Source organism: Bacteroides fragilis, from assembly GCF_019583405.1.
In the GTDB taxonomy this organism is placed as follows: Bacteria; Bacteroidota; Bacteroidia; order Bacteroidales; family Bacteroidaceae; genus Bacteroides; species Bacteroides fragilis_B.
Genome location: NZ_SZUU01000001.1, coordinates 918058 through 932559, shown reverse-complemented (window position 1 = coordinate 932559; position 14502 = coordinate 918058). Strand labels below are relative to the sequence as shown.

The window sequence follows — 14502 nt, the reverse complement described above, 5'->3', positions numbered from 1 at the left end:
CCGTTCGGAAGCGTGGACGAAGTAGAGCAAAACAGTCTTTTTCAAGGCCTTTTCCCGGTTAGGTTATACCATTTTGACCGGATGATTACTTCATCCGGCAAGTATGGTTACGGCATACTGGCCGGATGGTTACTCCCTTTAGTGTCTATCCTTATTGTTTTTCTGTAAAAGTGAAAAACAGAACCCCGTTTTCAGGGCTTCTGGAAGGGGTGAAGTTGACTGCTAAGTCTTCCGGTTACCCTATATGCCCGTTTTTAAATAGAGGGTGCGTTAGCAGAATCTTTTGATTTCTGTCTTTTTGATTGTGAAATATCCGTTCTGCTTTCCTTATGTGAAGGCTTTAGGGCTTGGTGGAGAAAATAACTTCTTCTTTTGCTATAGTCGAAAACAGTTTTTTACGTACCTTTGCACCACTAACAACTAAAATTAACCTTTTTATTTATGTTTACTGATTTATTGCACTCCTCTTATTTCTCTCTCTTCCTTATTGTTGCGTTGGGCTTCATGTTGGGAAGAATCAAGATTAAGGGACTATCGCTCGACGTGTCGGCGGTTATCTTCATTGCCCTTCTTTTTGGGCATTTCGGTGTAATTATCCCAAAGGAACTGGGTAATTTCGGATTGGTACTTTTCATTTTTACGATCGGTATCCAGGCAGGTCCGGGATTCTTCGATTCTTTCCGTAGTAAGGGGAAGACGCTGATCATCATTACACTTCTTATCATTGCTTCGGCCTGCTTTACAGCTATCGGTTTGAAGTATGCTTTTGATATAGATACTCCCAGTGTGGTAGGTCTGGTTGCCGGAGCGCTGACCAGTACGCCGGGTCTGGCTGTTGCCATCGACAGCACCAATTCTCCATTGGCTTCTATCGCTTATGGTATTGCCTATCCGTTTGGTGTGATTGGCGTCATTCTGTTCGTGAAGCTGTTACCTAAGATTATGCGTATTGATCTTGACAAAGAGGCCCGCCGCCTTGAGATAGAACGCCGGGGACAATTCCCGGAGTTGGGAACCTGTATCTACCGCATCACGAATCCGAGCGTATTTGGCCGCAGCCTGATGCAGATCAATGCACGTGCCATGACAGGAGCGGTTATTTCACGTCTGAAACATCAGGAACAGATATCCATCCCGACAGCCCATACAGTGCTTCGTGAAGGGGATTATATCCAGGCAGTGGGTAGCGAAGAAGCTTTGACGCAACTGGCCGTATTGGTGGGCGAACGTGAAGAAGGTGAACTTCCGTTGGAAAACACGCAGGAAATCGAATCGCTGCTGTTGACCAAAAAGGACATGATAAACAAACAGTTGGGGGACCTGAACCTAATGAAGAATTTCGGCTGTACCGTAACCCGTGTCCGCCGAAGCGGTATCGACCTCTCACCGTCACCCGATCTGGCACTGAAGTTTGGCGATAAACTGATGGTGGTGGGCGAGAAGGAAGGTATCAAAGGAGTAGCCCGTTTACTGGGAAACAATGCGAAGAAGCTGTCCGACACCGATTTCTTCCCCATTGCCATGGGCATTGTGTTGGGAGTACTTTTTGGTAAGCTTAATATCTCGTTCCCGGGCGGATTGTCTTTCTCACCAGGATTGACCGGTGGTGTGTTGATGGTGGCTTTGCTGCTTAGTGCAGTAGGTAAAACAGGTCCTATCCTCTGGTCTATGTCCGGACCTGCCAACCAGTTGCTCCGTCAGTTGGGATTGTTGCTTTTCTTGGCTGAGGTAGGTACATCGGCCGGTAAGAATCTGGTTGCTACTTTTCAGGAGAGCGGTTTGTTGCTGTTCGGAGTAGGTGCTGCCATTACCCTCATACCGATGTTGATCGCCGCGTTCGTTGGGCGTCTGATATTTAAAATCAGTCTGCTTGATCTGCTGGGTACCATTACCGGTGGTATGACCAGTACACCTGGGCTTGCCGCTGCCGATTCCATGGTAGACAGCAATATCCCCAGTGTAGCTTATGCAACGGTATACCCGATTGCGATGGTGTTCCTGATTCTGTTTATACAGGTGATTGCGACAGTGGTGTACTAAGTTATTCCATCAAAGAATTTCGGGGAATGTCAAAATTTACCACAGAGGACACAGAGATGATTCTATGTTGTTGATTACTATAGTAAATACTCAGTGTTACTCTGTGGCACTCCGTGGTGAGTTCTTCTGTAAAATTCGATTCCTTTTGCTTCCTTTTCCAAACCTTTTCTTGCGGATTTTGTTTACACCCTTGTAACTAATCCCAAGAATTATGGACGCTGCAAATACATCGAACCCCTCTGATAAGAAAAAGTTTATCTGGCTGGTGATATTGCTTATCATCGCTATTGTCGTAGCCGTTGTCTGGTGGTGGAACTATCGAAAATACGTATCTACCATAGATGCAAACCTGGATGGCAGTCGTGTGAATGTGTCTGCCCGTGTGATGGCCCCTTTGTCTGCTGTATTCAAGCAGGAGGGTGACAGCGTGAAGAGAGGTGAATTGCTGGCTGTGCTCGACAGTACGATGACTGAGGATTACCGGATTGTTTCACCTGTCGATGGCTTGATAGCCAAGCAGTGGGTGGTTCCCGGCGATCTGTTGCAGCCGGGTGAGAACATCTTTACCTTGAACGAGGGCAAGGAACTCTGGGTGACTGTCTACTTGCAGGAGACTAAGTTTGATGAAGTCCGTATGGGACAACAGGCTCTTTTTACCCTCGATGCCTATCCCGGACTGACGTTTTACGGCAAAATCTTCTATATCGGTGCCAACACTGCATCCGAGTTTTCCCTGATCCCCCCTGATAATGCATCGGGCAATTATACAAAGGTGGCCCAGCGGATTCCCCTGAAGATATCGATCGACCGGGTGGAGGGGAAAGAGAAACTGAAAGCCAAACTCCGACTGCTTTCGGGGATGTCTGCTAACGTGAAGATCGTCAAAGAATGAAAGGAAGTTCTTCTTATAAATGGATCGTATTGGGCAACATCATGATAGGCACCTTTATGGCGGTGCTCGATTCTACAGTCGTCAATACCGGGTTGCCTGTGATTATGGGCACTCTCGGTGCGGATATCAATGTGGCCGAATGGGTACTGACCGGATATATGCTTTCGATGGCGAGTATTCTTCCTGCTGCCGGATGGCTGTCCGAACGCTTCGGTTATAAAAAGATCTATTTCTTGTCCTTGCTTGTCTTCACAGTCGGTTCCTTTATGTGCGGCAGTTCGTCCACTATCGAAGAACTTATTTTCTGGCGGGTGATCGAAGGTTTCGGATGCGGCATGCTTCTTCCTGTCGGCATGGCTATTGTGAGCGATGTGTTCCCACCCGAACAACGGGGGACGGCATTGGGGTTCTGGTCTATCGCTTCGGCCGCTTCGGTCTCTTTTGGTCCTACCATCGGTGGATACCTGGTTGATTACATGGACTGGAACTATATTTTTTACGTCAATATCCCGATAGGGATTCTCGCTTTGATCGTAACTGCCATTGTACAGAAGGAACATGTGAAAGGAACCAAAGTTCCCTTCGATATTCCCGGTTTTATCACTTCTGCCATTTTTCTGCCTGTCTTTATGTATGGGCTTTCCGAAGTCAATTCGTCCACTAACTCCATGGGATGGAACAGTCCCGTAGTGCTTGGAGCCATGTGGATTGCGGTGGTCACCTTTATTTTGTTCCTTTACTTTGAGTTCACTGTCAGGACACCGCTGATCAATCTGCGCCTGTTTGTCGACAGGGACTTTGCGTTATCCAACCTGATCCTGTTCGTCTTTGGTATCGGCATGTTCGGCAGTACGTTTTTGATTCCGCTCTATCTACAGGACAATCTGGGGTATTCGGCTTTGCAGGCTGGTATGTTTTTCATGCCAGTGGGGATTATCCAGGGAGTGGCTTCACCTTTGTCCGGCAAATTGATGCAACGGATTAACCCCAAAGTCTTTATCGTGTCGGGAATCCTATTGATGGCTCTGAGCTTCTATATGAACTATTATCTGTCTTTTCTGACCGAGAAGTGGTACATCATGCTGAGTCTTTATCTGCGCGGACTGGGCATGGGATTGCTTTTCACTCCGTTGCTGACTCTGTCGCTGGTGAATATCCGTAACAGTGATATGGCACAGGCTTCCAGTATTACGAACATTGTCCGGCAGATGGGAGGAAGTTTCGGAGTAGCCATCTTCAGCCATCTGCTGACGCAGCGTACGGCTTTTCACACACAGCGATATGGCGAAGCACTCAACTATACAGGAGACGTATACCGGCAGACCCTTCATTCCTTGAGCCGCTTTATAGAACATACAGGGGGCAGAACGACCGATACAGCCAAAGAAGTGGCGGAGATGCTGATATTGAAGCGTATCGATCTGGAGGGATACATCAGTGCCATCAACGATGATTTCTTTATCGCCTTTATCGTCACGTTGCTGTGTGTCGTTCCGGTATTGTTTCTCAGGACGAAGAAAGGATAGTATGATGCAGGTTGGGAGTTGAAACCTAAGATCCTGCAAGGTGACTTTGCGAGGTGCCACTTTAGTGTCTTTTATCTTTTTCAGTTCTGATTCATTTTTATTACTTTTGTCCCTAATTTAATAATCACATAATAAAAACAACAAAAACATGCGACAAACAATTGCTTCAAAAACTCCCCGCATCGAGGTAGTGGACGCATTGCGCGGTTTTGCCGTGATGGCGATCCTGCTGGTTCATAACCTTGAGCACTTTATCTTTCCGGTGTATCCCGATGCAGCCTCCCAGCCGGGATGGCTCAATATCCTCGACGAAGGGGTATTCAGTGTGACATTTTCTTTATTTGCCGGGAAAGCTTATGCTATTTTTGCTTTGCTTTTCGGGCTGACGTTTTACATACAGTATACCAACCAACAGAAGAAAGGCAAGGATTTTGGTTACCGTTTTCTCTGGCGTCTGCTCCTGTTGGGTGGTTTTGCGACTTTGAATGCGGCATTCTTCCCCGCAGGAGATGTGTTGCTGCTATTCTGTGTGGTAGGTATTTTCCTGTTTATTGTCCGTAAGTGGAGTGACCGTACGGTATTTATCCTGGCCATTTTCATGCTGCTGCAACCGGTGGAATGGTATCATTACGTGATGAATCTTTTCAATCCCCCCCATTCTTTGCCCGACTTGGGAGTCGGTCAGATGTATGGCGAAGTAGCCGAATATACCAAGGAAGGAGATTTCTGGAAGTTTATCTGGGGAAATGTAACCTTGGGACAAAAAGCGAGCCTGTTCTGGGCAATAGGTGCAGGACGCTTCCTGCAGACAGCCGGACTGTTTCTGCTGGGAATGCTGATCGGACGAAAGCAACTCTTCGTCACTTCGGAGACCACGATCCGCTTTTGGGTGAAAGCCCTGATCTGGAGTGCCGTTCTGTTTGGTCCTCTCTATCAGCTGAAAGTGCAATTGATGGATGCCGGACAGCCGGATATGATACGCCAGACAGTAGGGGTAGTGATGGATATGTGGCAAAAGTTTGCTTTCACAATAGTATTGGTCGCTTCGTTCGTGCTGCTATATCAAACGGAGAAATTCAGGAAGCTGACAGCTGATTTGCGGTTTTATGGTAAGATGAGCCTGACGAACTACATCTCCCAGTCTATTGCCGGAGCTATTATTTATTTCCCGTTCGCGCTGTATCTGGCCCCTTATTGCGGTTATACCGTCAGCCTGCTGATAGGCTTTGCATTTTTCCTTTTGCAGGTTCGTTTCTGCAAATGGTGGCTGAAGGCGCATAAGCAGGGACCTTTGGAAAGCATCTGGCATAAACTGACCTGGATTCGTTCGGAATAGCGGCTGGGATGGATTCGTCCATCGGCCGTATCTATGGAAACGAGGTGTGTCATCTGTGATGAATAATGACATACCTCGTTTTTATATATGCCGCTTGGAAACCCGAAATATCTAATAAGATTGAAAATGCGTGAACAATCTGTCCAGATGCGGTGTTACATTTATTATCCCTATAAATAGGGATTGTTCCATTATGGAATACTTCTTATCTTTGCCACAAAACTAAACGGATGAAACAATTGCGCCTGACAATAATGAGATGGTTTCTGCCTGTACTATTTATATCGTACATGGCAGGTATCACACTCTTTACTCACTCGCATGTAGTGAATGGGGTGACCATTGTCCATTCGCACCCGTTTAAGAAAGACTCTCCCCATAGTCACACCACGGTCGAATTTCAATTGATTCATTTGCTGAACCACGTGGTGACTACCGGAGCCGGTATCTTTTTTCTCTCTCTTCAGTTTATTGCTTGTCTGCTCTATACCCTTTCGTGGCGTCCGGATAGGGCAGGATACTGTTCGTCCGTCGTGGGCGTGGTATCTTTGCGGGCACCTCCTGCCGGGAGATAGAACATCTCTCTCACTCTCACTGCATTATTTAGAGAAATTTATTTAGTAATTCTACTATCCAAAAATGAAAATGAAGAAATATATATTTTTCCTCGTTAGCCTGTGCTGTGCCCTGTTGCCTGCTATGGCCGACCAACCGGAACATCCGGAACTGAAAGCGTCTGATGCCAATATCATCGGCCATGTACTCGATAAAAAAACAGGTGAACACCTCTCTTATATAACAATCGCCCTGAAAGGAACTACCATCGGTACGGTGACGGATGCCACCGGACACTATTTCCTGAAAAACCTTCCCGAAGGGAATTTTGTGCTCGAAGCCAGTTCGGTGGGGTATAAAACCATCAGTCGCAATGTCAGCCTCAGGAAAGGAAAGACACTTGAAGAAAATTTTGAGTTGGAAGAAGATGCCGTAGCGCTTGACGGAGTGGTAGTATCGGCCAATCGCAGCGTGACCAAACGGCGCTTGGCACCTACATTGGTCAATGTGGTAGATATGAAGATGTTTGAGAATACAAACTCGCCTACACTTTCACAGGGACTTAACTTCCAGCCCGGTGTCCGCGTCGAAACGAATTGTCAGAATTGCGGTTTCCAGCAGGTGCGCATCAATGGACTGGACGGTCCGTATACGCAGATTCTTATCGATTCGCGTCCCATCTTCAGTGCCCTTTCCGGTGTTTACGGGTTGGAACAGATTCCTGCCAATATGATCGAGCGGGTAGAGGTGATGCGCGGTGGAGGTTCTGCCCTGTTCGGTTCGTCCGCTATTGCCGGAACCATTAATATCATCACCAAGGAGCCATTGCGCAATTCGGGGCAGTTGGCACATACCCTTACTTCTATCGGAGGCAGCTCGTCTTTTGATAATAATACTTCGTTGAATGCATCGCTGGTGACCGATGATCATCGGGCGGGACTTTATGTGTTCGGACAGAACCGTCACCGGGATGCGTACGATCATGATGGAGACGGTTATTCCGAAATGCCGAAGCTTAAAAACCAGACAGTCGGCTTCCGTTCGTTCCTCAAAACAAGCACTTATTCTAAGCTGACATTTGAGTACCATCACTTACAGGAGTTTCGTCGTGGCGGAAACCTGCTGAACCGTCCGCCTCACGAGGCTGACATTGCCGAGCAGATTCAGCACTCCATCAACGGTGGCGGCTTGAAATTCGATTATTTTGCTCCGAATGAAAAACACCGCCTGACTGTTTATACTTCGGCACAGCATACGGACCGCGACAGTTATTATGGCAGCAAAAAAGACCAGAACGCCTATGGAAAGACAACAGACCTGACCTTTATCGGCGGTTCTCAATATGTGTACAGTTTCGGTAAATGCCTTTTCATGCCTGCCGACCTGACTGCGGGATTGGAGTATAACCGGGATAACCTGAAGGACGATATGTGGGGATACAACCGTTATACGAAGCAGACGGTAAATATTGGTAGTGCTTTTTTGCAGAATGAATGGAAAAACGAGAAATGGAGCATTCTGTTGGGCGGACGTCTGGATAAGCACAATCTGATCAACCATGTTATCTTTAGCCCTCGTGCCAACCTCCGTTTCAATCCTTCCGAGGACATTAATCTTCGCCTGAGTTATTCGTCGGGCTTCCGTGCCCCGCAGGCTTTCGACGAAGACCTGCATATTGAGAATGTAGGCGGAACGGTGTCGATGATTGAGCGTGCCAAGAATCTGAAAGAGGAAAAATCGCAGAGTTTCAGCGCCTCAGCCGATATGTATCATCGTTTCGGTGCTTTTCAGGTAAACTTTCTGGTTGAAGGTTTTTATACCAGACTGTCGGATGTATTTGTACTCGAGAACATCGGAGAGCGGGATGGCATTCTTATCAAAGAGCGCCGTAACGGTTCGGGTGCCAAAGTATTGGGACTGTCGATGGAGGGAAAAATGGCTTATCTCTCTTTGTTCCAGTTACAGGCAGGAGTCACGTTGCAACAGAGCCGTTATGACGAACCGGAAAAGTGGAGCGAAACAGCACCGGCCGAGAAGAAGATTTTCCGTACGCCGAATACCTATGGATACTTTACGGCAACATATACGCCGATCAAGCCTCTGTCATTATCCCTGTCGGGCACGTACACCGGATCGATGCTGGTGCAGCACATGGCCGGTTATATTGACAAGGATGTGGCGGTGAATACGCGCGATTTCTTCGATATGGGAGTCAAGGCGGCTTATGATTTCAAACTTTATAAGTCGGTGGACCTGCAATTGAGTGCAGGTGTGCAGAATGTGTTCAATGCTTATCAGAACGATTTCGACCAGGGAGTGGAGCGTGACTCCGGATATATTTATGGTCCGGCTGCTCCGCGAAGCTATTTCGCCGGAATAAAGATCAGCTATTAACCCCCGTTACATTTGAATGGAAACCGAGCTTCTGTTCGGTCGAGATAAAGGCTCTGTTCCGACCGGACAGAGCCTTTGTTTTACCCGGATGGAGGCTCTGATTGAAAAAAGTATCGTGTTGAACACAAATATCTGATTTATTGTTTTTATATTTGTCGGCAGATTGGTTCGCCGAAGCTTTCCTGCTTTGGGCGATTAAAAGGGAATCGGGTGTAACTCCCGGACAGTCCCGCTGCTGTGAAGCTTTAATATAAACATTCCGACAGGATACTCTTTGGCCACTGACTCGTGTAGTCGGGAAGGCGTTCGGAATGGAAGCTAAGTCAGAAGACCTGCCACTCTCGCTGATAAGTCTTGGTTCCTCGTGGGTTAGGAGCGAAGCACGATAGTAACAATCAATATTAAAAACGTAGAACGTATGGAAAACGTAGTTCCTCCGTTCAAAGTAGACATTGCCGGTACTTTTCTTTTGCCTGCTGCATTGAGAGAAGCCCGTGAGCAATATCGAAACGAACAAATCAGTCTGCTGGCTTTGCGTGCTGTCGAAGATGCCGAAATACGGAATCTGGTAGACAGACTGAAGGCAGAAGGGTTGAAGGTGGTCACTGACGGCCGTTTCCGCAGTGATGCGTGGCCGCTCGACTTTATGTGCGGATTGGATGGTATCCGGTTCCGGGATGACAGAAAGACCTCTGTCGAACTGGCCGGACGGATCGATGTACATCACCATCCGGTGCTCGATGATTTTGTCTTTCTTACCGGGGTGACCGGTGGAGATGTAATAGCTAAGCAAGTGCTTCCTGCGCCTTCGCGCCTGCTGGCAGAATTAATGAAAGACGCAAACCGGACCGAACTCGATTCGGTCTATCCCGACCGTGAGATACTGTTGGTAGACCTTGCACAGACGTATCAGAAACTGATTATGGAACTGTACAGATCGGGATGCCGTTATCTGCAACTCGATGATGCAACGCGTACGGTGACGGATAACGCGATCCGTGTCAACAACATGGCATTGGAGAATCTTCCCGCCGATCTTTTCATTGCTTTTCATTCACCTACCGAGATGCTTTTCTCGCTACAGGGGATTCATGCTTTTTTCCTCGATTACGATTCGGAATGTTGCGGCAAGAACCGTTTGTTGTGGTTCATCCGCGAGAAGCAATCTGTGTTTGGCTTCGTACTTTCCCATTATCCCGTGGAGGAAGAGCTGGAAGAGTTGAGAGCCAAGATCGACCAGATCATACGTTATATTCCTTCGCACCGTTTCTCACTGTGCATACCCAATGCCGAAGTGTTGCCTTCGGAATCTTATGAAGCTGCCGAAGAAAAACAGTGGCATACATTGAAAATGGCTGAAATGGTTGCCGGAGAACTCTGGCCGGAAGAAGGATAGAAATTCTTTATAACTATAGTATATTTTCGTGGAACAGATTCGTGAGAAGCTGTTTGGAGGGGTCCGGGCGATGTGATTTCGACCGGACTTTTTTATCTCTTTTCGGAAAATAATGTATCTTTGGCCTCTTGAAATAACCATATCTCTGTTTTTACAACTATGAAGACATATAAACTACTATTCGTCACACTGCTGGGCACTGTCTGTATCTCCTGTGGTCATCCGTCTCACAAAACCGGAAGTGAGAAGGAAGCGTTAGGCAAACTCCTTTTTCATGATACTTCACTGTCCGAGCCACCCGGGCAATCGTGTGCCACCTGCCATGCTTCTTCCAAGGGATTTGCCGATGAACAAGCCCGTGCCATATCCGAAGGAGCCGTGCAGGGACTCTTTTCCCAGCGCAACTCCATGTCGGTGTGCTATGCGGCCTTTGTGCCCGAATTGCATTATGACGATGATGATGAAAACTACGTGGGAGGGTTGTTCTGGGACGGTCGTTCTCCCTCCTTGCAGGATCAGGCAGGCATACCGCTTTTGAATCCCGTGGAAATGGGAAATAGGGACAAACAGATGGTAGCGGAGAAAGTGAAGCGGACTCCGTATTATAACCGGATAGTGCAGATATATGGAGAGACAGAACATGCCGATTCTTTGTTTGCCCATGTTACGGACGCATTGGCCGCTTATCAGGCATCCAGGGAAATCAATCCCTTTACATCCAAATATGATGCATATAAAAAAGGAAACTATCAGCTGACCGACCAGGAAGCGAGGGGCAAGGAATTGTTCAAAGATAAAGGGCAGTGTGCCGAATGTCATGTCCTGGACCGTGACAAACGTGCGCATCGCACGTTGTTTACCGATCATACTTATGATAATTTAGGCATTCCGAAGTTGCCGGATCATCCCCACTATAAGGTAGCGGCAAAATATTTTCTGTTAACTGCGGATTCGGTTGATTTAGGACTGGGAGCCATTGTGAATGCCGAAAGCGAAAATGGCAAGTTCCGTGTACCCACGTTGCGAAATGTCGAACTGACGGCTCCGTATGGTCATAATGGCTATTTTAAGACACTCGAGGAGATTGTACATTTCTATAATGTGCGGGATGTGAGTGATGAATTTCCTCCTGCCGAGTATCCTGCCACCGTGAACAAGGAGGAGCTGGGAAACCTCGGGCTGACACAGGAAGAAGAAGCCGATATCGTGGCATTTATGAAAACACTGACCGACGGCTATATGAAAGTGCATAAATCAGAGAAACGTTAGAGACAAAAAGAGCGGCCTCAATACCTGTTGGAAGGAGAGGCCGCGTTATGGATCATTGTTTCAATAATACTTTATCGATGTATCCTTTTAATTGCTCCTTGGATAGAGCTCCCATACTGACTTGGGGCTCGCCTTTCATCGGCACAAACCAAATGGTAGGAATACTCTGAATCCCAAAGTCTTTTGCCAGTTCCGGCTCTTTATCGACATTTACTTTATAGATATAAATCTTTCCGGCATACTCTTTGGATAATTCTTCAAGTATCGGGGCCACCATTTTGCAGGGACCGCACCAGTCGGCGTAGAAGTCGACAATAGCCGGTTTGTCACCCAGATACTTCCACTCTTTGGAATGGTTTTCGTAGTCGACTATCTTTTTCAGAAATTCCGCACGGGTCAGGTGAATGATTCCCGGTTGTGGGTTTTCGGCTTGTACCGTATCTGTTGTGACGGACGATTTATTTTCGGATGTCCCTTTGCAAGAAGCGAAAGCCAACAGTCCCATGAATAGGAAGGGGATAAGAATGCTCTTTTTCATTTTTCTGCTTTTTAATGGTTATTAATAGATGATTTCTTTTTTCCAGGTGATGCCACTGATGTCGGTCAGTACTAATTCATACCTTCCTTTGGGCAAATCGCTTATGGCCGCATCATTGATTTTAAGGGTCGCTTTGCTTCCGAGTGGGATTACCAGGCTGTGCTTACCCGGAGCTACCCGGGCGATGTATTTATTATCGATATTTTCCATCGGGAAGTCAGCCAATTCTTCTCCTTTCTTTTCCAACACAATGTTTCCATCGGCGTTCTTCAGGCTGATGCCAATCAGAAAAGAACCGTATACATCGGCACCTTCAATGCGATAAACACTGAATGACAGAGAGTTGTTCTCTATTTGTGCGTCGGATATTTCAATTTTCGGTTTGACGGACTTGTTGTGCAGAGGTCCCCAGACACCATTGTGAAACTCTTGATTGGTATATAGGGTCAGTATGGAGATAACGATAGCACCTGCTACGCTGACATTGGCAAATCGTTTGGTGCTTACAGGCAATTCTCCGGAGGTCAGCCATGCCAGCCAGCCCGCTTTCTTTTTTAAAGAGAACTTCCGCTCCATCAGATGGTCAATCGAGTATTTTCCACCACCGGAAAGGAAAATAGTGAAGCCGGCGGCTACTCCCAGGATACCGATCTGCCATTCGTCCAGGCAGGTTGTTCCCAGCCATCCAGACCCCAGAAGAATGCCGGTAGCCAGGCTGAATACGCCGATACTCATCAGACGGGTGAAGAATCCTAACATGTAAAGCAATCCGACTATACCTTCTATAAGAGTAAAGATCACCATTGCCCACCATAACATATCAGGTGTAGATACCAGATATTCGATGACCGGACGGATACCTATCGAATTGGGAAGGAAGTGGTTAAACTTTTCTCCGATATATCCGGCACTGTCCGGTATCAGTTTATTCTCGAGCACGAGGCGTCGCCAGAAAGCCGAAAAGTAAGTCCATCCCACTACAAGACGTAGTGAAAGCGTAAAGATGCCTGCAAGTGTGTAGGCTCTTGATTGTTCTTGTTCGTTTGTGGTTGTCATAAGAGGTATGGTTAATTTGTTTTTTTGGAGGTACTGTCTGTTTTAAATAGATTCAAGAGTAGTCCGCCCATAACAGCTCCCCAAAGGGTACTGTTGACTGGCGAAGAGGTGATGGGACAAGTTCCGCTGGTACAGCCTACATATTTCCAATACAGAAAACCTCCTATAGCTCCTATGCCAAGTCCGACAAATGTGAGCCAGTTCTTTTTGAAAAATGTTTTAATCATCTTAATTTCCGGGTGTTTTAATTAATTGTTTTCTTATAAAACAAATTTCCATCGGAAAGTACTATGGGAATAACATTCTTTATGAAATGGAGAAGAAGGAAGTAGGTAGGTGTGGCGTGGCCGGTGAAAGTGTAGTTCGATTGGGTAGTGAATTGATTTCACCACAAATTGAAACAGAGTTTCACAGAGTTTTCTGTTATTTTCTTCTCTGTGGAACTCTGTGTTACCCTGTGGTGAAATCTTCTAATACTACATTTCCGTATGCCATTGTGCATTTACCCGATAAGCCGTGTTACCTATACACAACCTGCAACTTAGCCAGCTATTTTTATATTTTCTTTTTTATTGCAATATCGTTTACATTGCTGGCAGATATCGTATCCTAACATGGCACCCAAAATGAAATCTTCTTCCGGAGTGAGATGGTTTAAAGGCCGAATAATGATATGCCGTATGGCATCCATACATTCGGCCTTACCAAAGAACAGATTTATCTTATTGGTGTTTACTTCTTGTATCAGGTAGCTGATATTCTGTCTTTCCAGACGGCGTATGGCGAAGGCTTCGTGTTCCTTATTCATCGTATAGAGTACCATGTTACGTACTCCCTTCTTGAATTCGTATACATGGTTCAAGAAAATCCGTATTTCACCCGGAACCTTTCGTTCGATAGCCATAACGTTCGTTGGAGTTTTAAATTAGTTGTTACATTCTTTTTTCAAGGCTTCAGTCCATTGAGCGATACGCTCGTCGGTTTTGCCGTCTTCGTTCACTTCATCTAAGGGAAGTCCTACAAACTTGCCGTTGATTACCGCAACAGAAGAGTCGAATGTGTAGCCCGTCGGATCGGTTGACCCGCAGAAAGTGCAGTGGGTACCTTTAAGTTCTTCGTATAAGATGCCGATACCATCGCAGAAGGTATCACTGTATGAGTCTGAGTCACCGCAGCCGAAGAGGGCTACAAATTTGTGAGATAAGTCTGCCTTTTTCAGTACCTTGATACCGTCGTACCAGTCATCCTGAAGTTCGCCAGCCCCCCATGTAGAGGTACCCAGTACTAATACATCATATTCTTTCACTAACTCATCGTTCAGCTTCGAGGCATCGTGGATGTCACCATTGGGAACGTTTAGTTTTTCTGCGATCCGGCGGGCTACATCTTCGGTAGTCCCCGTTGTGGAACCATAAAATACTCCAATCTTATTCATTTCTGATCTTATTTTTAAATGATACGGCAAAGATAGGTGGTCCGGTAGAAATAGAAAATCCCCAT

13 protein-coding genes and 1 riboswitch are annotated in these 14502 nt (G+C 46.6%); of the genes, 8 read left to right on the top strand and 5 right to left on the bottom strand.

The genetic code is table 11. The annotated features are described in order from the left end of the window. Positions 1-441: 441 nt before the first annotated feature. The 8 genes from FDF36_RS04010 (at position 442) to FDF36_RS03975 (ending at position 11408) form a co-directional block, all read left to right on the top strand. On the top strand, positions 442-2040 hold the full coding sequence (locus FDF36_RS04010) for an aspartate:alanine exchanger family transporter (RefSeq protein WP_220390421.1): 1599 nt from the start codon (positions 442-444) through the stop codon (positions 2038-2040). Positions 2041-2251: 211 nt separating this feature from the next. Further along, the gene (locus FDF36_RS04005; protein WP_220390420.1) at positions 2252-2932 is read left to right on the top strand and encodes an HlyD family secretion protein; all 681 of its coding nucleotides are present in this window, start codon (positions 2252-2254) and stop codon (positions 2930-2932) included. Next, complete coding sequence (locus FDF36_RS04000) at positions 2929-4458, top strand: DHA2 family efflux MFS transporter permease subunit (RefSeq protein ID WP_220390419.1); 1530 nt, start codon at positions 2929-2931, stop codon at positions 4456-4458. Before FDF36_RS04005 ends, FDF36_RS04000 begins: the two co-directional genes overlap by 4 nt. Positions 4459-4606: 148 nt before the next feature. Further along, positions 4607-5794 carry a DUF418 domain-containing protein gene (locus FDF36_RS03995; protein WP_220390418.1) on the top strand — a complete coding sequence of 396 codons (1188 nt, stop codon included), beginning with the start codon at positions 4607-4609 and terminating at the stop codon, positions 5792-5794. A 254-nt stretch (positions 5795-6048) separates the two neighbouring features. Then, positions 6049-6369 (top strand): hypothetical protein, encoded by a 321-nt coding sequence (locus FDF36_RS03990; protein ID WP_005788335.1) that lies wholly within the window; start codon positions 6049-6051, stop codon positions 6367-6369. Between the two features lie 70 nt (positions 6370-6439). Further along, positions 6440-8743, top strand: a complete 2304-nt coding sequence (locus FDF36_RS03985; protein WP_220390417.1) for a TonB-dependent receptor — start codon at positions 6440-6442, stop codon at positions 8741-8743. 147 nt (positions 8744-8890) lie between these two features. Next, a riboswitch (cobalamin riboswitch) is annotated at positions 8891-9097 on the top strand. A gap of 64 nt (positions 9098-9161) precedes the next feature. Continuing rightward, on the top strand, positions 9162-10139 hold the full coding sequence (locus FDF36_RS03980) for a uroporphyrinogen decarboxylase/cobalamine-independent methonine synthase family protein (protein ID WP_220390416.1): 978 nt from the start codon (positions 9162-9164) through the stop codon (positions 10137-10139). Between the two features lie 159 nt (positions 10140-10298). Beyond that, positions 10299-11408 carry a cytochrome-c peroxidase gene (locus FDF36_RS03975; RefSeq protein WP_220390415.1) on the top strand — a complete coding sequence of 370 codons (1110 nt, stop codon included), beginning with the start codon at positions 10299-10301 and terminating at the stop codon, positions 11406-11408. A 52-nt stretch (positions 11409-11460) separates the two neighbouring features. On the opposite strand, the gene trxA is transcribed toward FDF36_RS03975, so the two are convergent. From trxA to fldA, 5 genes are all read right to left on the bottom strand, one after another. Then, complete coding sequence (trxA, locus tag FDF36_RS03970) at positions 11461-11946, bottom strand: thioredoxin (RefSeq protein WP_220390414.1); 486 nt, start codon at positions 11944-11946, stop codon at positions 11461-11463. Between the two features lie 21 nt (positions 11947-11967). After that, a complete protein-coding gene (locus FDF36_RS03965; RefSeq protein WP_220390413.1) occupies positions 11968-13002 on the bottom strand; it encodes a TQO small subunit DoxD in 1035 nt (344 codons plus the stop codon). An 11-nt stretch (positions 13003-13013) separates the two neighbouring features. After that, positions 13014-13229, bottom strand: coding sequence for a DUF6132 family protein (locus tag FDF36_RS03960; protein WP_220390412.1), 216 nt, complete (start codon positions 13227-13229; stop codon positions 13014-13016). Between the two features lie 314 nt (positions 13230-13543). Further along, on the bottom strand, positions 13544-13906 hold the full coding sequence (locus FDF36_RS03955; protein ID WP_220390411.1) for a DUF2023 family protein: 363 nt from the start codon (positions 13904-13906) through the stop codon (positions 13544-13546). A gap of 21 nt (positions 13907-13927) precedes the next feature. Beyond that, positions 13928-14437 (bottom strand): flavodoxin FldA, encoded by a 510-nt coding sequence (fldA, locus tag FDF36_RS03950; protein WP_220390410.1) that lies wholly within the window; start codon positions 14435-14437, stop codon positions 13928-13930. Between the last annotated feature and the right edge of the window lie 65 nt (positions 14438-14502).